This is a genomic window from Pseudomonas sp. A (assembly GCF_056270345.1).
Window position 1 is genome coordinate 1185291 of sequence record NZ_CM149873.1, and the last position, 18230, is coordinate 1203520.

Sequence of the window (18230 nt, forward strand, 5' to 3'; positions counted from 1 at the left end):
CCTGGATTCGATGCCATTGGGGCCGCTGTGCGGCCCTTCGCGGGTAAACCCGCTCCCACAGGGGTCGCGCTTGCTCCGTGGGAGCGGGTTTACCCGCGAACGAGGGCGAAGCCCTCGCCGGCATTCTGGGCGGTTACCCCTTTGACGTCCACTCAGACGGGAGGCGTGCTGTCCGGCTTGCGCTCCATCGGGATCAACTGCTGCTTGCCACCTTTGGTATCCATCAGGAACACCTCCACCTGGCGCACCGAAATCTTGATGTTGTGCGCCTTGAACTCGCGGTTGATATAGCGGTTCAGTTCGTCCAGCGTCGGGTTGCGGTCACCCAGGTCGCGCACGTGCATGCGCAGTTCGTGGTCCAGCGAGCTTTCGCCGAAGTTGAGGAAGTACACCAGCGGCTCCGGATCCTTGAGCACCCGTGGGTTTTCGTGGGCGCCCTTGAGCAGCAGGTCGCGCACCAGGTCCAGATCCGAGCCGTAGTCGATGCCCAGCTTCAGCGTCACCCGGGTGACCGTGTCGGTCAGCGACCAGTTGATCAACTGGCCGGTGATGAAGGTCTTGTTGGGAACGATGATGTCCTTGCGGTCAAAGTCGGTGATGGTGGTGGCGCGGATGCGGATCTTGCTCACCGTGCCGGACAGGTTGCCGATGGTGATGGTGTCGCCGATGCGCACCGGGCGCTCGAACAGGATCATGATGCCGGAGATGAAGTTGGCGAAGATCTCCTGCATGCCGAAGCCCAGGCCCAGCGACAGTGCCGCCACCAGCCATTGCAGCTTGTCCCAGCTGACCCCGAGGGTGGCCAGGGTGCTGACGATGCCGACGCCGGCAATCACATAGGACAGCAACGTAGTTATCGCGTAGGCGCTGCCCTGGGCCAGGTTCAGGCGCGACAGCACCAGCACTTCGAGCAGGCCCGGCAGGTTGCTGGCCAGGGCCACGGCGATACCGGCGATGACCATGGCGCCGAGCAGGTCGCCGAGGCTGATCGGCACCATGCTGGCCGCCGCGCCGGTGCCGCTGCTGTACTCGTAGAGGGTGATGTTGTTGAGGTAGGCGAACACCGTGATCAGGTCCGCCCATACCCAGTACAGCCCGCCGATGAAGCCGCCGAGCAGGGCCAGGCGGATCAGGCGCAGGGACTGCTGGTTGACCTGCTCGATGTCCAGGGTCGGCTCCTCGACCACCACTTCGCCGTCCAGCCCTTCCTTGGCCGCCTGGCGTTTGCTCAGGGCGCGCTGGTAGGCCAGGCGCCGTGCCGCCACCGACAGGCCGCGCACGAACGCGGCCTCGATCACCAGCCAGAACAGCAGCAGGTAGAGGGTGTAGATCAGCCGGTCGGTGAGCTTGAGGGCGGTGTAGTAGTAGCCGAAGCACACCGCCACGAACAGCGCGATGGGCAGAGCGGTGAAGGCCACCCCGACGGCCTTGCGGAACAGCGAGGTGTTCTGGTGCGCCGGGCTGCTCAGCAGCAGGCGGCTGAGCAGCCAGGCCATCAGGGCGTAGCAGGTCAGCACCACGCCGATGCCCAGCACGTCCTCGGCCAGTGCCGACGGCTGGTGTTCAGCCACCGCCACCACGCCGACCAGGGCCAGCACCACGGTGCCGAGTCGGCGCACCCAGCCGCGCAGGAACTCGACCTGCGGCTTGTGCCAGCGGAAGTGGATCTCGGCCACGCCGCCCGGGGCGAGGATGCGGTAGGCGGTATAGAAAACCAGCCAGGCCTGGGCGATCTGCCACAGGGCGGCGCCGAGGTTGGCGTTCTGCCCGCGGGCGTCGAGCTGCAGGGCGTAGCTGCCCAGGGTCAGGGCCAGGGCCACCGGCAGGGCGAGCAGGATGTTGATCAGGATCGCCTGGGGCGTATGCCACTGGCTGTCGCGCTTGAAGTGGCCGATGTCCTGGTGGACCTTGCCCAGGCGCCGGTACAGCGCCTTGCGCCGCCACAGCAGGGCGCCGATCACCAGGATCAGCGGCAGGAACAGCAGCGGCTGTTGCACCAGGCCGTCAGCCAGTTCCTTGATGCCCGCGCCCCAGGGCAGGCTGGCCACCTGAGTGGTCAGGCGCTCGGGCACTTCGCGCAGCCATTGCCAGTCCAGCGGCTTGTTGCTGGGGATCCAGAACATCTGCTCTTCCAGGGTGGTGCGCAGGTTCTGGGCGGTGCTCAACAGTTGCTTCTGGTTCAGTTGCAGGGTGATGCATTCGTTGAGCAGCGCCGACAGCTCGCGGTTCAACCGCTCGAGCAGGTCGCTGCGGGTGATCGCCACTTCCAGCAGGGCCTTGCGCAGTTGCGGGGTGACATCTTCCTCGGGCTGGCTGGCCAGCAGCTTGTCCACATAGGTGGACGGGCTGCTCATCTGTTCGCGTTCCTGGTTGATCTCGAACTGGTAGAGGCGGATATCGGCGATCTGGTCGGCCAGGTTGCGGTCAAGCTTCAGGTGCGGCAGAGCCTGCTTCTGCTTGTAGAGGATCTTCGACAGCAGCAGGCTGCCCTTGAGCACGTTGATCTGTTCGTCCAGGGCCTGGTCGGCCTGGGTGAGGCTGTCGAGCTGCTGCTTGGTGCGCAGGTTCTGCTGGGTCACCTCGTTGAGGCGGTCGGTGCTGCGCAGCAGGTAGTCGGACAGCTGCAGGTTGGCGGTGCTCTCGGTGGCCAGCAGGTTGCTGCCGCCGGCCTTCTGCGCCTCGATCGACTGGCGGGTGACGGCCTGTTGCGACTGGGCCAGGCGCTTTTCGTTGATCAGCGTCTGCAGGTCCTGGATTTCCTGCTCCAGGCGGGTGGCGCGCTCGATCAGCAGGTCGTGGCGGGCGTTGCCCAGGTCCTGCAGCACGCTGTTGCCGGCCAGTTCCTGGCGGCGCAGCAGGGTCAGGGCGTTGAGCGAGGCCAGTTCGGCGTTGAGCTGGTTGCGCTGGTCGGCGTTGATCGACTTGCCGTTGTCCTTGCCGCTCTTGAGGCTGTTGTTGATCTGCTGCACGCGCATCTGGTTGCTGCTGATCTCGGCCTGGGCGCGTTCAGGGCGGGTCTGCGAGTTGATGATCAGGCTGTTGGCTTCGGACAGCGCCTTCTGCAGGTCGCCCTGCTGGGTGCTGCGTTCGCTGAGCATCTGTTCGAGCTGCGGCACCGTCAGGCTGGCGTAGCGCTGCGCCACTGGCACGGCGTTGCTGGCCTTGAGCTTGATCAGCTCGCGCTGGCTGTCACGGATCTCCTGGGGAGCATTGGCCAACTGCTGCTTGAGGGCTTCGAGCTTCCTCTCGCTGTCGTCGCGGGCGTTGAGCAGCGCCAGGGTCTGTTCCAGCACCTGTTGCACGGCTTTCTGCTCGGTTTCCGGCAGCTTGCGCTCGGCGATCTTGCTCAGGCTGCTCTGGATGCCCGGGGTGGTCGGGATTTCCACCGCGCCGGCGGCGAACGAGAGGGTCAGGCACAGCCCCAGCAGGGCTGCGCGGCAATGGTCACGCAGGGACATAGGCAGAGTTCTTGTGTTACGCGGCAAATCGGAGTTTAGAGGAACAGCCCGGGGCCGGGGCGGGTACCTTCGGGGAATCTGACGCCCACTTTCTGGATCTTGTTCCCGTCCATGACCGCGACGGTCCAGATCGTGCCGTGCCATTCGATCTGGTCGCCTACTACTGGCGCGCCTCCGACCTTCTGTCGGATGAACTGCGCCAGCGGCATATTCGCGTCCATACCGTCGAGTTTCAGGCCATAAAGTGCGGCCACCGCACCCAGCTCGGCATCGCCTTCGAGGACGAAGTCGCCGAAGAAACGCAGGTCCAGGCCACGTTGCGGCGCCTGGCTGAACAGCTTGCCCAGCGCCGGCAGGTTATGTTCGTGGCCGATCACGCAGAGCATGTCGCCGACTTCCAGCACGGTACTGCCCGACGGGTGCAGCAGTTGCTCGCCGCGGAACAACGCGGCGATGCGCGTGCCCTCGGGCATCTTCAGCTCGCGCAGGGCGGCGCCGATGCACCATTTCTCGGCACCCAGGCGGTAGACGAACAGCTCCCACTCGCTGGTGACGTGCACCTCGAGCGCGGAGCGGGAAATCGGCGCCGGGTCCGGCGGTACCGTGACCTTCAGCAGCTTGGCCATCCACGGCAGGCTGGTGCCCTGCACCAGCAGCGACACCAGCACGATGAAGAAGGCCAGGTTGAAGAACAGCTGGGCCTGGGGCAGGCCCGCCATCAGCGGGAACACCGCGAGGATGATCGGTACCGCGCCACGCAGGCCGACCCAACTGATGAAGCCCTTCTCGCGGCCATGGAAGGCCTTGAACGGCAGCAGGGCAGCCACCACCGACAGCGGGCGGGCCACCATGATCATCCACAGCGCCAGGCCCAGGGCGGGCAGGGCGATGGGCAGCAGGTCGTGGGGGGTGACCAGCAGGCCCAGCACCAGGAACATGCCGATCTGCGCCAGCCAGGCCATGCCGTCGAGCATGTGCAGGATGCCGTGGCGGCTGCGGATCGGCCGGTTGCCCAGCACCAGGCCGCACAGGTACACGGCGAGGAAGCCGCTGCCGTGCAGGGCGTTGGTCAGGGAGAACACCACCAGGCCGCCGGCCACCACCAGGATCGGGTACAAGCCGCCGGCCAGGTTGATGCGGTTGACCAGTTGCAGCATCAACCAGCCTCCACCCAGGCCCATCAGCCCACCGATGCCGAACTCGCGCAGCAGGTGGGTGAGCAGGCTCCAGTGCAGGCCGGTCTGGCCGCTGGCGATCATGTCGATCAGGGTGACGGTGAGGAACACCGCCATCGGGTCGTTGCTGCCCGACTCGATCTCCAGGGTGGCGGTGACCCGCTCGTTCAGGCCCTTGCCGCCGAGCAGCGAGAACACTGCCGCGGCATCGGTGGAGCCGACGATGGCGCCGATCAGCAGGCCCTGGATCAGGCTCAGGTCGAACAGCCAGGCGGCGACCATGCCGGTCAGGCCGGTGGTGATCAGCACGCCGACCGTGGCCAGCGACAGGGCCGGCCACAGCGCCACGCGGAAGCTCGCCACCCGGGTGCGCAGGCCGCCGTCGAGCAGGATCACGGCGAGCGCCAGGTTGCCCACCAGGTAGGCGGTCGGGTAGTTGTTGAAGATGATGCCGCCACCATCGACCCCGGCGATCATGCCGACCGCGAGGATGATGACGAGAATGGGGATGCCCAGGCGCGATGACAGCGAGCTGACCAGGATACTTGCGCCCACCAGTAAAGCGCCGATCAGGAACAGGCTGTTGATGGTGCTCGCATCCAAAGGCGGTACTCCGGGACATCGCGGGGGAAGGGACCTGGAAGCATGAACTAGCAGGTCGCGTGCCAATCGATTCTAACCTGATGAATTGGCAGGCTGTAAAGCGTTTCTGCAGATGTAGGAAAGGCACCTCGAGAGGTGCCTTTTCTTGTGTTGCCGGAGCGGGCCCTTTCGCGGGCAAGCCCGCTCCCACAGGGATGTCACAGGCCTTGAAGGCGGTGTGGTCTCTGTGGGAGCGGGTTTACCCGCGAAGAGGCCGGAGCAGGCTTACGCCTGCTTCACTTCACGCATCGGCTTGCCCTTCACCGGTGCATCGCCCGCCACGTAGTACTTGGCGTTGCTGCGCGGCAGCGGCTTGCGGCCACGGATCTTGTCCGAGATCTTCTCGGCGATCATGATCGTGGTGGCGTTCAGGTTGCCGGTGATGATCAGCGGCATGATCGACGCGTCGACCACGCGCAGGCCCTGCATGCCATGCACGCGACCTTCGCCGTCGACCACTGCCATGTCGTCAGTGCCCATCTTGCACGAGCAGGACGGGTGGAAGGCGGTTTCGGCGTGCTCGCGGATGAACTTGTCCAGCTCTTCATCGGTCTGCACGTGGGCGCCCGGGCTGATCTCGCGACCACGGAACGCGTCCAGCGCCGGCTGGGCCATGATTTCGCGGGTCAGGCGGATGCCGTCGCGGAATTCCTGCCAGTCTTGGTCGGTGGACATGTAGTTGAACAGGATGCTCGGGTGCTGGCGCGGGTTCTTCGACTTGGCCTGGATGCGACCACGGGCCGGCGAGCGCATGGAGCCCATGTGCGCCTGGAAGCCGTGCTCTTTCACGCCGTTGGAGCCGTTGTAGTTAATCGCGACCGGCAGGAAGTGGTACTGGATGTTCGGCCACTTGAACTCAGGACGGGTGCGGATGAAACCGCCGGCCTCGAACTGGTTGCTGGCGCCGATACCAGTGCCGTTGAACAGCCACTCGGCACCGATTTTCGGCTGGTTCCACCACAGCAGCGACGGGTACAGCGACACCGGTTGGGTGCAGGCGTACTGCAGGTACAGTTCCAGGTGGTCCTGCAGGTTCTCGCCGACGCCCGGCAGGTCGTGGACCACCGGAATGTCGAGGCTTTCCAGCAGGGCGCGCGGGCCGACGCCGGAACGCTGCAGCAGCTGCGGCGAGGCGATGGCGCCGGAGGAAACGATCACTTCCTTGCGGGCGCGGGCTTCGACGCGCTCTTCGCTGTCACCCACCAGGTAGGTCACGCCAACGGCGCGCTTGTTGTCGAACAGCACGCGATCGCTCAGGGCGTGGGTGACGATGGTCAGGTTCGGGCGCTTCTTGGCCTGGTCCAGGTAGCCACGGGCAGTGCTGGAGCGACGGCCGTTCTTGGTCACCGAACGGTCCATCGGGCCGAAACCTTCCTGCTGGTAGCCGTTGAGGTCTTCGGTGCGCGGGTAACCGGCCTGCACGCCGGCCTCGACCATGGCGTGGAACAGCGGGTTGTTGCCGGCTTTCGGCGTGGCCACGCTGACCGGGCCTTCGCCGCCGTGGTAGTCGTTCGGGCCGATGTCGCGGGTTTCGGCTTTACGGAAGTACGGCAGGCAGTCCAGGTAGGTCCAGTCTTCCAGGCCCGGCAGTTCAGCCCAGCCGTCGAAGTCCATGGCGTTACCACGGATGTAGCACATGCCGTTGATCAGCGACGAGCCGCCCAGGCCCTTGCCGCGACCGCATTCCATGCGGCGGCCGTCCATGTGCGGCTCCGGATCGGTCTCGTAGGCCCAGTTGTAGCGGCGACCCTGCAGCGGGAAGGCCAGGGCGGCCGGCATCTGGGTGCGGAAGTCGAAGCGGTAGTCGGGGCCGCCGGCTTCCAGCAGCAGCACGGTGACGCTGGCGTCTTCGGTCAGGCGGGTGGCCAGGGTGTTACCGGCGGAGCCGGCACCGACGATGATGTAATCGAATTCTTGGGACATGAAAAGTACCCTCGTTGGCGGTGGTCAGGGAGCGGAAACGCCCGTGCGCGAAGGCACGGGCGTGGCTAAACGGGGTTTAGAAAACCGAGTTGTAGCCGCCCAGCTCGACCTGGACCGACTTGATGCGAGTGTATTGAGCCAGCGAGCTGACACCGTTCTCACGGCCGACGCCCGACTGCTTGTAACCGCCAACCGGCATTTCCGCCGGCGACTCGCCCCAGGCGTTGATCCAGCAGATGCCGGCCTCGAGCTTGTGGATGATGCGGTGGGCGCGGCTGATGTCGTTGGTGCAGACGCCGGCGGCCAGGCCGTATTCGGTGTCGTTGGCGCGACGGATGACTTCTTCCTCGGTCTCGTAGCTGAGGATGCTCATTACCGGGCCGAAGATCTCTTCCTTGACGATGGTCATGTCGTCGGTGCAGTCGGTGAACACGGTCGGGGCCACGAACGCGCCCTTGGCGAAGTCGCCGTCCAGCAGACGCTCACCGCCGCACAGCACGCGGGCGCCTTCTTCTTTACCCTTGGCGATGTACGACAGCACGCTTTCCATGTGCTGGAAGCTGACCAGCGGGCCGAAGTTGGTGTTCTCGTCTTCCGGGTTGCCGGCACGGATGCGGGCCACGCGCTCGGCGATCTTGGCTTCGAAGGCGGCTTTCATCGCGGCTGGGATGAACACGCGGGTGCCGTTGGTGCAGACCTGACCCGAGCTGTAGAAGTTGGCCATCATGGCGATGTCGGCGGCCTTGTCCAGGTCGGCGTCGTCGCAGATGATCAGTGGCGACTTGCCGCCCAGTTCCATGGTCACTTCCTTCAGCGAGGAGCTGGAGGCGCTGGCCATGACTTTCTTGCCGGTGGTGGTGCCGCCGGTGAAGGAGACTTTTTCGATGCGCGGGTGCTCGGTCAGCCAGGTGCCGACTTCGCGGCCGCTGCCGGTCAGGACGTTGAACACGCCGTTCGGCAGGCCGGCCTCGGTGAAGATCTCGGCCAGTTTCAGGGTGGTCAGCGAGGTGACTTCCGACGGCTTGAAGATCATCGCGTTGCCGGCGGCCAGGGCCGGGGCGGATTTCCACAGGGCGATCTGGATCGGGTAGTTCCAGGCGCCGATACCGACGGTCACGCCCAGCGGCTCGCGGCGGGTGTAGACGAAGGACGATTCGCGCAGCGGGATCTGCTCGCCTTCGATGGCCGGTACCAGGCCTGCGTAGTACTCCAGCACGTCGGCGCCGGTGACGATGTCGACGTAGCGGGTCTCGGAGTACGACTTGCCGGTGTCCAGGGTTTCCAGCATGGCCAGTTCGTCGTTGCGCTCGCGCAGGATGTCGACGGCGCGGCGCAGGATGCGCGAACGCTGCATGGCGGTCATCGCGGCCCAGACTTTCTGGCCGCGCTCGGCGCTTTCGACGGCCTTCTCGACGTCGGCTTGGGTCGCGCGCTGCACGTGAGCGAGGACTTCGCCGGTGGCCGGGTTGATGGCTTCGAAGGTGGCGTCGCTGCCAGCGTCGACGTAAGCGCCATCAATGTAGAGTTTTTGCGTTCCGAAACGGGCCATAGTGTCCTCGCAAGTGCAGTGTGTGGTTGGCTGCCGCGTCACGCTCCTGCCGGTTGGCTGGTCGCTGCGCGCGGCTGTTCAGAGGCCTGGTCGGTTGTGCCCAGGGACTGCTGTTTAGCCAGTTGTAGATCCATGTATTCGTAAGCAATTCGTATTGCCTGGTCGGTGTCGAATGCATCTCCCGACAGGGCGCCACGCAGCCACAGGCCGTCGATCAGGGCTGCCAGCCCGCGGGCAGCCTTGCGCGCATGGTAGAGCGGCAGGACGCGGCGGAACTGGCAGCACAGGTTGGAATACAGGCGGTGATCGTTGATCCGCTGCAACCTGTGCAAAGACGGCTGGTGCATGCTGGAGGCCCAGAAGGCCAGCCAGGTTTTCATTGCCGGGCCATTCACCTGGCTCGCATCGAAGTTGCCTTCGATGATCACCTTCAGGTGGGCACGCGGGCTGTCGTCCGTGAGTGCCTGACGACGCGCGATCACACCCTCGTTGAGCATGTTCATGATGTAGCGCATCGTCGCTGCGATCAGGCCGTTCTTGTCCTGAAAGTAGTGACTGATGATGCCGTTCGACACACCGGCCAAACGGGCAATCAGCGCAATGCTGGCATCGCCCAGTCCGACCTGATCGACTGCCTGCAATGTGGCTTCGATCAACTGCTGGCGGCGGATGGGTTGCATACCGACCTTGGGCATCTTGCTATCTCCTCAGGCCTGCGGGCAGACGACAAGCGGCTACCTCGGCGAGGCCAGTCTATTTTGTTTTGATTGAACGTTCAATCAATAAAGAATAAGCTCTGCGACAATTTGTGCCATTGACAGTTTTCAGGACGGTCAAGAGGACACGAATCGACACCCCAGGAAATCGTGTAACCCCCGGAATACAAGGCGTTGACGGGCATGAGCGATGCAAAGGACAGATTCTGCCGAGCGGTCATGGACTGCCCGGTCGGCCCTTGGAGCGGGCCAGGTGGTCTGTGGCGAATGCGCGCACCTTCTGCTGAGTGCGTGGCAAGGCGACAGGCGGCCGGTCTGTTTTTTTTGCAGCGTTTCGATTCGGGATCACGGTTTCCAGGTGCCTTTTATAACACCTTGCGCAGTAGGGCTATTGCACCAATTGCGCGGGAAATAACTGTATAGCCTCCACTGCCGCACTGCCCGGAGCATTCGTGCAATGAGTTCTGCCTCCCTGACAACCCCCCCCGCCGAGCGGGTACGGGTCAACCGCGTGGTGTTCTACACCTCGGCGCTGATGATCCTTGTTCTGACTGCCCTGCTGATCGCTGTCCCCGAAGCCGCCGGCCAGGCGCTGGGCGTCGCCCAGAAATGGCTGACCCGTACCTTCGGCTGGTACTACATGCTGGTGATCTGCGGTTACCTGCTGTTCGTCGTCTACCTGGCCTTCTCCGACTACGGCAAGCTCAAGCTTGGCGGCAAGGACGACACCCCCGACTTCAGCTACGGCGCCTGGGCCGGCATGCTGTTTTCCTCGGGCATCGGTATCTCGCTGCTGTACTTCGGCGCCTCCGAGCCGCTGGACCATTACTTCAACCCACCAGAAGGCACCCCTGCCAGCCTCGAGGCCGCACGCCAGGGCCTGCAGCTGACCTTCCTGCACTGGGGCCTGCACGGCTGGGCGATCTACGCCCTGGTCGGTCTTGCCGTGGGTTACTTCGCCTACCGTCACAACCAGCCGCTGGCACTGCGTTCGGCGTTGTACCCGCTGGTCGGTGAGCGTTGGGTCAAGGGCGGCGCGGGCCATGCCGTGGACATCTTCGGCATGTTCGTTACCCTGCTGGGCCTGGTGACCAACCTCGGCATCGGTTCGATGCAGGTGGCCTCGGGCCTGGAATACCTGTTCGGCATGGACCACAGCAAGACCAACCTGCTGGTGGTGATCCTGGTCATGGCGGGCGTTGCCACCGTGGCCGCGGTGTCGGGCGTGGAGAACGGCATCCGCCGCCTGTCCAACCTGAACATCCTGCTGTTCAGCGGCCTGCTGATCTTCGTGCTGCTGGCCGGCAACACCCTGCACCTGCTCAACGGTTTCGTGCAGAACGTCGGTGACTACCTCAACGGTGTCGTGCTGAAGACCTTCGATCTGTATGTCTATGAAGGCGACAACGACAAGTCCGAGCGCTGGCTGGGCCTGTGGACCGTGTTCTACTGGGCCTGGTGGATCTCCTGGGGCCCGTTCGTCGGCATGTTCATTGCCCGTATCTCCAAGGGCCGTACCGTGCGTCAGCTGGTCAGCGGCGTGCTGCTGATCCCGCTGGGCTTCACCCTGGCCTGGCTGTCGATCTTCGGCAACACCGCGCTGGACCTGGTGATCAACCAGGGCGCCGTCGAGCTGGGCAAGACCGCGCTCGAACAGCCGTCGATGTCGATCTACCAGCTGCTGGAATTCTTCCCGGCCGCCAAGATCGTCATCGGTGTGGCGGTGTTCGTCGGCTTCGTGCTGTTCCTGACCCCGGCCGACTCCGGCGCGGTGATGATGGCCAACCTGTCGTGCAAAGGCGGCAAGGTCGACGAAGACGCCCCGCACTGGATGGTGGTGTTCTGGTCGGTGGTCATCACCCTGGTCACCATCGGCCTGCTGTTCGCCGGTAACTTCGAAGCCATGCAGACCATGGTGGTACTGGCCGGCCTGCCGTTCTCGGTGGTCCTGGTGCTGTTCATGTTCGGCCTGATGAAAGCCATGAAGCAGGACGTCGCGGTCGAGAGCGAGCGCGCCGAACTGGCCGCCCGTGGCCGTCGCGGCTTCAGCGAGCGCCTCAGCCAGCTGGACCTGCAGCCGACCCAGGCCGTGGTCCAGCGCTTCATGGACAAGCAGGTCAGCCCGGCGCTGAAGGAAGCCGCCGAGCAGCTGCGCACCCTGGGCTTCGAAGTCGAGACCCGTGTTGGCCAGTCGCGCAACATGATGGGCCTGCGGGTGATGATGGAAGAGGGCAACCCGTTCGTCTACGAAGCCAGCCTGGACGGTTACATGGCCGCGCCGAGCGAGGCGCCGGTCGAAGGCGAGCCGGAAGTGCGCCAGCGCTTCTACCGTGCCGAGGTATACCTGCACGATGGCAGCCAGGAATACGACCTGATGGGCTTCACCCGCGAGCAGATCGTGCGTGACGTGCTCGATCAGTTCGAAAGCCACCGCCAGTTGCTGGGGCGTGTGTACAGCTGATCACGGCTGATGTGAACAAGGGGCCCGGCGCGCAAGTGTCGGGCCCCTTGTCGTATCCGGGGGGCAATATGTAGTGCCAGTGGTGTGCGGGTGCGGGGGCATGGTGGTGGCTCATCAATGAACGGGGCCTTTTCCATGACCAACACATCAACACCGATCTTCGACTTCAAGAACGCCGTCGCCCGGCAATTCGCCAGTCGGCCGACCTTGCGCCAGGTGGTCAGCGAGCAGCTGCTGCACGTGCTGTTCAGGGAGCTGCCATGGCTGGCCTTCGTCGAGCCGGCGCTGGAGTCCGCCGATCCGTTGATCCTGGACAGCCCGGATCCAGACACCCACTACTGGACGACCGCCCCGCTGGTGGAGGTTGTGCTGCAGGCGATGCTCGATGGTACGCCGTTGGACCTGGAGGCCATCGGCGAACGCCATCACAATCTGGGCCTGGCGGGGCCTCACCGCTTCGCCGGCTCGCACGGTGCCTGGGATACACGTCGTCTGACGGGCATCACGCCTGTGCTCAACAGGCTGCTGGCGCGACTGATCGAGCACTTCAGCCAGGCTCAGGTGAGCTATTGGAACGGGCTGGGTACATCCGGCAAGCGCCGCGATAGCTGGTTGCAGCTGCTGTTGAAAATGGCGTTGCTGCGCAACCTGCCCCTGCAGGGTCTGGACGACCAGCAGCAGGCTTGTGTCCGTGGCCTGATTCGGGGAAGTGATGATCAGCCTGCGGTGTTCGTCGTCCAGGCCAGCCTGCGTGCGGACCAGCAGCAATTCAGACGGCTCCAGCCCGGCTTGCTGGTGACGGCCGAGTGGGACGAGCGAGCGGTTGTGCTCTGGCTTGAGCCGTCGGGCCAGGTCAGGGCCTTGGATTCGCTGGACGATTTCGCCCTGGCGCTGCGTGACGAACTTGCGCTGCGCTACCGGTTCACTGTCCTGACCTGGGATCGCCACGAACTCGAGGGCGATGTATTCGCGCAATGGAGCGCCTTGCTGCTCGGGCACATGCTCGAGCGCATCGGGCAACTGCGTCTGCAGGGGCTGACACTGGCGCAAATGGAGGCGCTGTTCGCCGAGCTGAGCGACCCCGCGCAGTGGTTGGTGGCGGGCTACTTCGTCGAAGAAACGGGTGCGCCCGCGATACCGCCAGGCATAGCCGCCACGTCGGCCAGCACCAGCTTCGCCTATCAGTCGGCGTTGCTGGATATGGCGCTGGACCAGATTGACGCAAAGGGCGTGGCGGCGCTGGATGGGATACTCGACCTGCAGGCTTATGCCCGCCAGCAACTGCGCAAACAGATGCTCGAGGACTATCCGGTGGAAGCCAACTATTTCTCCGATGAACTGATCCTGGCGCTTGAGGTCGCAAACGGAGTTGCGGGTGGCGCAGGCGCAGGAACGGCTGGTGGCGAACCGCTGGAGTCGGCGGGCGAGCTGACCCTGACCGAGTTCGCCATCGCCAATCTCAGCTCACTGGGTGATGCCTTCCTCCAAAACATCAGGCATGCCAACGGTCAGCTGATCATGCCCTGGATGACTACCGACTACGTGAAGGCACTGGTGCGCAAGGTCGATATCGGTGGCCGTTATCCCAAGTACGTGGCCGACGCCCTGGATGACCCGGCGGCCCGCCCCGAGCGCACTCGCCGCTTTGCCCGGGAGTGGCGCCAGGCGCTGCGTTTCAGCGCCTTGCAGGCGAAACTCGATCACAAGCTCAGCGAAGCGGGCCTGCAGTGTGTCATCGATCTGTGCAAAGACCTTGGCGACAAGAGCTTGAAGGCAAGCGGCCTGATGCCGCTCACCTTCAAGCGGCAGCCGACTTCCAGCCGGCATGATCGGGTCCAGGGCATGTTCGTACTGTTTTCGACCGAGCCCCGTGTGGTGCTGCTCTACCGCCCGCTGTACGCGGATGAACCGCTACGGCAGTTCTCCAGCCTCGATGCGCTGATGGCGGCCATCCGCGAATCGGGCCCGCTGCAGGCGAGCATCCTGGCCTGGATGGATGAGCATGCTCGGCCGATCTACGACAAGGGTGGGTTTGCAGAGCCCCACGTCGTGCATCTTGGTATTGATCCTTTCCAACTACCCGAAAGGCCCGAGCCGGCCCGGTTGGACGGGGTGCCGTGGCTAGACGATGTGGATGAAAAATTGTACGCGGCAAATCGGGCGCTACTTTTGGACCTGGCCGAGAAGCAGAGCACGTCCACTGCCGAAAGCCGTTGGGCGGTGCTCGGCAAAGGCGCCTGGCTGCTGTTCGATACCGCCACGGTGCTGATGAGTGGGCCGATCGCCACGGTTGCCTGGTTGATCCAGACCCTTGATAGCCTGCGTGGCGATGGCCAGGCGCTGGCGCAAGGTGGCGCGTTCGAGCGCTCCACGGCCGCCGTCGACCTGGTCATCAACCTGGGCATGGCGCTGTTGCATGCGCGACTGCCGAAAGGCCGCCAGGCAGTGCCGCGGCGCTTGCTCCAGGCCGCCGGTTTCGAAGGGCCTCCCACCCAGGACGGTGGCTACGCGGCGGCAAGGGTCGAGCCGGCCCAAGGCAAGGTGGGTATGCCGGGGCCACTGCCGCGTGCCGCCACGGGTTTGCAGCTCGACCTGAGCTGGCGCGGCAACCAGGGGTTCAACTGGCTTGCCCCGGAGCAACGCAAGGCCTTGATGGCCATGCGTGCGAGTGTTCCGCTGGCGGGCTTGCAGCCCTCGCTAGCCGGGCTGTACACGGTCGACGGGCGGCACTATGTCTCGATGCTGGGGGAGGTCTTCGCCGTCAGTGTGGAAGGCGATGACATCCGGATTGTCGACGGCGCGCGGCAGCCGGGGCCGTGGCTGGTCTTCGAGCAAGGTGCCTGGCGCATCGATACCCGGCTGCGCCTCGGTGGTGGCATGCCCGGCGGGCGTCTCGAGCGGCAGTTCGCCAGGCTGCGAGTCGCCACCCACAAATTGACCGATCAGGCAAACCGGGAGCTGCAAACGTTCGGCCGCTTTAGCCAGGAAGTCGTCACGGTCCAGGAGCGTCTTCAGCATCTGGAAAGGTTGAGGATTCAGGAAAGGGGCAGGCGACTCGCAGCTGAGGAGCACGAAGATGACACGTTCGACAGGGCCGCCTCCGACCGGATCATGGCGTCTTATGATCAGCGCATCGCCGCGCTCGCTGGCGAACTGGACGCCAAGCGCCTGCAAGCCGTCGCCCAGGCCGAAGCGGTGGTCCGCCTGGATCGCGAGCACTGCGGTGTCCTGCAGAGCATGCTCGAGCCCAAGTACGGCAGCCTCCGCAAGCCGGGCTTCGCACAGACCCTCGGCCTGCATCGGGCCACGCTGACGGCTGCGCTGCTGCGCAACAGCGATTTCATCCTGGGTGAGCTGCAGCACCTTGCGAACTTTCCGCGCATGACCGAGTTGGCGGCGCAGTTCGATGACGGTGTAGGCGCCCATGTGCGCGACGAGTACCGGCATTTTCGCGTGGAGCTGGCGAAGGTCGTCGACCTCCAGGAGCGCATGCTGGTCGCGCAAGGTGGCCTGGATGAGTTGCTGGCCGAGGTCCCCGACGACCTTGACTTCGGCATTGCCGGAACCCGGCGAACGGTCGCCCGGTTGATAGCCGAGCGTACCTTCACCGTTGTCGATCTTCGCTTCCATCACGCCCTGAACCTGGCAGACCTGGCATTGCACCTGGACTCGCAAAATGGCCGGCATCAACTGCTGAGGTACCGCGACGATCTGGCGGGCACCACACTCAGGAGCGCCGCCACGGCCCATGGCGAGTCGCTGATGTCCAACCTGGGCGTGGCCGATCGCATCAGCATTCTCCAGGAAGCGTGGGACGCCTATGCGGCGGCGATCATCAATGCGCTGCACCTGGAGCGCACGGGCGGCGACCTGGTGGAAGTCGACCGGCTTCAGCGCTACCGGACCCATATGCAACTGCTCAAGGATGATGCCGGCCGCCGTCTGGTGGATGCCCTTGCGGAGCAGGACGGCGCGCCAGGGTTGATCAAGCGAGTGCCTTATCCGCGCACCGAGGAGTTGCAGCGGGCCGTGCGCACCCGTGAAGGCCTGCTGGTCATCGGGACTGAAGTGCAGGGGCAGGCGGGGACACTGCTCGAGGTGCGTGACCCGATCAGCAAGGCGGTCCTGCAGGTCTTCGACTTCAAGGACGGTGACTGGGTGGAGCGCGAAGGTGATGGGGCAGAGGCCGGTGCCGAGGAAGAGGGCACGGAGCAAGCCAAGGCTCTGGTGCAGGGGCTGCTGAAGGATAGCGAAGACGTGCTGGCCATCGCCCGGGCCTATGTGAAGGATGACGTCAATGGACGCATGCTGGAGCGCATGCTCAAACGCCAGGCCGACCGCTTGCAAGGTACGGCCGAGCTCCTGGCCGGGCAGGGAGCGGCTGAAGCGCTGGTGGGCGCCTTGAATGCCGCGGTGAGCGACCTGCAGGCGCAGATGAAGCGGCTGCTGACCGAGCTGTACGACAAGACCCGCTATCCCTCTGCGCACGGGCTGCGCTTTCTCCATGCCCAGGGATTGATCAAGGTGGACTACATCAGGCGTGATACCTCGGCCACTACCAGCCCGTTCGACGAGTTCAGGGTAACCCGCCTGGAAGCCCCAGGGGAAACCAGGGGGCGCAGCCTCTGGGCGGCGCATTTCCACCTGCCCTCCCAGGCAGCGCCGCTCGAGGCGTTCACCCATGGGCACCTGAAGGTCTGGAGCCAGCGTTTTCTGGGCAGACAGTACGAGGCCGTCAGCGGTGAGCGGGTGCACAGGGGGCGCCTGACTGCCAGCGATGTGGCAGGGATCATTCCCTTGGCTTGAGGGGGCGGCCCTGCCTGAGCGGCGCAGGCAGGGCCTGAAATCAATGGCCGTGCACCGGCAGCAGTTCGCTGTGGGTCGACGCCACTTGTCCGTCGATGTCGATGGCGCGGCTACAGAGCGTGGCCGGCAGGCGTGAGGCCGGGATGACCTGGGCGGGTGTCAGGGCGCGGCGGTAACCGAAGGCGTTGTCGCAGTCCATCCGGTCCGCGGCGCCGTACTTGACCAGGTAGTGGCTCAGGTAGGGCTGCCTGGTCTGCCAGTTGAGCATGACGTGGCCTTGCTCGTGGCGATCAAGGGTGTAGCGGATTTGCGGAAGACCTGCCGGAATCACCTCGACAGGCAGGCTAAGGGCGTTGGCCAGCAGGGCCGGGTAGGGACGCTGATCCGGCGATTGCACGCCGACCAGACACAGGTAGTAGCGGCCCGGCTCGCTGGCGATCGGGTTGTCGATGCGCCGTTCGCTGGCGGGGATCGTGCCGCTGTAGCCGGCCGCGTCCTCGCACTCGAGTGCATCGCGTACCTGCTTGTAGCGGTAGCGCGGGGTGTCGATGTCGAGGGCCAGGTCCCAGGTGGCGGCGGATGAGCCGTTGCCGAGCCGCCTGAGCAAGCGGGCCCGCCCTTTCTGAGTGATTTGGAAGGCGGGCAGCAGGATGCAGCGTTCGAGGCTCAGATCGGCGTGGCCTTGGTGAAAGCAACCGAGTACACGCTGGACCGGGATGGCGTAATTGTTTTGCGTCGCTCCGACAGGCACGCTGTTGACGACGCTGACCAAGTGTCCGCTGACCTGGTCGATCACCGCGCTGCCTGATGCGCCTTTGCCGCCGGAGGGGCAGTCATTGACCTTGAGCCTGCGCCATACCCAGGGAAACTCGGTCACGCTGGCCTGGTCCCGTTCTGTGCATTGGGCCGCGCGCAGTCCGAGGTCTGGCCTGCCGGCCTCGCCCACCATCACCACCGCGCTGCCTGATGCTGGACTGACGCCAAGCGCCAGCGGCTGGATGCCTGCGGCCATCACCTGAGCGAGGCTGGCGTCCAGTTCCAGCAGCGCCAGGTCGCTGCCTTGCATGCTGCTCCACAGCGTGCGCTTGAGGGCGAATGTCGGGCGAGCATCCGGGGTGTCGGCGAAGTAGTTGAAGGTGATGCTGCCCTGCGCCGGCTGATCGTGGATGATCCGGCCATTGCGAGTCTCCAGGCAGTGGCCGCTGGTCAGCAGGTAAGCGGGGCCTGTCGTGGTGGATGCGGGGCCGCGGCTGTCGATCAGCGTGGCGATGCATTGGCGGCCGCGCTCCATGTTAAGGCGGCCGATGCCGCTCCAATGGGCGTGCTCGCCCTGGGCGTTTTTCAGCAGTGTGGGTGTGTCGCTGGTGGCGGCGAGGGTTTCGGTCGCGGCCCAGAGCATCGTCAGGGCAAGGAGAGAGGTGGCTTTGGTCGACATCGGTTGAGCTCCTGTATGGATTACCGATGCGAGCGTGCCTGCGGGGAAGGGGCGCCAGGTGGTGC

At 64.9% G+C, this 18230-nt stretch carries 8 protein-coding genes; 2 read left to right on the forward strand and 6 right to left on the reverse strand.

Translation table 11 applies throughout. From position 1 onward, the window contains the following. Positions 1–152: 152 nt before the first annotated feature. The 5 genes from mscK to betI form a co-directional block, all read right to left on the reverse strand. Positions 153–3458, reverse strand: coding sequence for a mechanosensitive channel MscK (mscK, locus tag AC0MAZ_RS05405; protein ID WP_203648424.1), 3306 nt, complete (start codon positions 3456–3458; stop codon positions 153–155). A gap of 35 nt (positions 3459–3493) precedes the next feature. Then, positions 3494–5236 (reverse strand): potassium/proton antiporter, encoded by a 1743-nt coding sequence (locus AC0MAZ_RS05410; protein WP_475860504.1) that lies wholly within the window; start codon positions 5234–5236, stop codon positions 3494–3496. Between the two features lie 264 nt (positions 5237–5500). After that, complete coding sequence (gene betA, locus AC0MAZ_RS05415; RefSeq protein ID WP_475860506.1) at positions 5501–7198, reverse strand: choline dehydrogenase; 1698 nt, start codon at positions 7196–7198, stop codon at positions 5501–5503. A gap of 76 nt (positions 7199–7274) precedes the next feature. Continuing rightward, a complete protein-coding gene (gene betB / locus AC0MAZ_RS05420; RefSeq protein WP_046853877.1) occupies positions 7275–8747 on the reverse strand; it encodes a betaine-aldehyde dehydrogenase in 1473 nt (490 codons plus the stop codon). A gap of 38 nt (positions 8748–8785) precedes the next feature. Continuing rightward, a complete protein-coding gene (betI, locus tag AC0MAZ_RS05425; RefSeq protein WP_110735256.1) occupies positions 8786–9442 on the reverse strand; it encodes a transcriptional regulator BetI in 657 nt (218 codons plus the stop codon). 478 nt (positions 9443–9920) lie between these two features. On the opposite strand from betI, the gene AC0MAZ_RS05430 reads away from it, so the two are divergent. Beyond that, positions 9921–11924: a BCCT family transporter gene (locus AC0MAZ_RS05430; protein ID WP_203648412.1), complete on the forward strand. Its 2004-nt coding sequence runs from the start codon at positions 9921–9923 to the stop codon at positions 11922–11924. Positions 11925–12059: 135 nt separating this feature from the next. After that, complete coding sequence (locus tag AC0MAZ_RS05435) at positions 12060–16730, forward strand: dermonecrotic toxin domain-containing protein (protein ID WP_475860511.1); 4671 nt, start codon at positions 12060–12062, stop codon at positions 16728–16730. A 40-nt stretch (positions 16731–16770) separates the two neighbouring features. Here the strand turns inward: AC0MAZ_RS05435 and AC0MAZ_RS05440 are convergent, their stop codons facing one another. Further along, positions 16771–18165, reverse strand: a complete 1395-nt coding sequence (locus AC0MAZ_RS05440; RefSeq protein WP_475860513.1) for a trypsin-like serine peptidase — start codon at positions 18163–18165, stop codon at positions 16771–16773. Between the last annotated feature and the right edge of the window lie 65 nt (positions 18166–18230).

Excerpts from the sequence above, each read along its gene's own strand:
- AC0MAZ_RS05435 (WP_475860511.1), top strand. The coding sequence starts at position 12,060 with ATGACCAACACATCAACACCGATCTTCGACTTCAAGAACGCCGTCGCC.
- betI (WP_110735256.1), bottom strand. The coding sequence starts at position 9,442 with ATGCCCAAGGTCGGTATGCAACCCATCCGCCGCCAGCAGTTGATCGAA.
- AC0MAZ_RS05430 (WP_203648412.1), top strand. The coding sequence starts at position 9,921 with ATGAGTTCTGCCTCCCTGACAACCCCCCCCGCCGAGCGGGTACGGGTC.
- mscK (WP_203648424.1), bottom strand. The coding sequence starts at position 3,458 with ATGTCCCTGCGTGACCATTGCCGCGCAGCCCTGCTGGGGCTGTGCCTG.
- AC0MAZ_RS05440 (WP_475860513.1), bottom strand. The coding sequence starts at position 18,165 with ATGTCGACCAAAGCCACCTCTCTCCTTGCCCTGACGATGCTCTGGGCC.
- betA (WP_475860506.1), bottom strand. The coding sequence starts at position 7,198 with ATGTCCCAAGAATTCGATTACATCATCGTCGGTGCCGGCTCCGCCGGT.
- betB (WP_046853877.1), bottom strand. The coding sequence starts at position 8,747 with ATGGCCCGTTTCGGAACGCAAAAACTCTACATTGATGGCGCTTACGTC.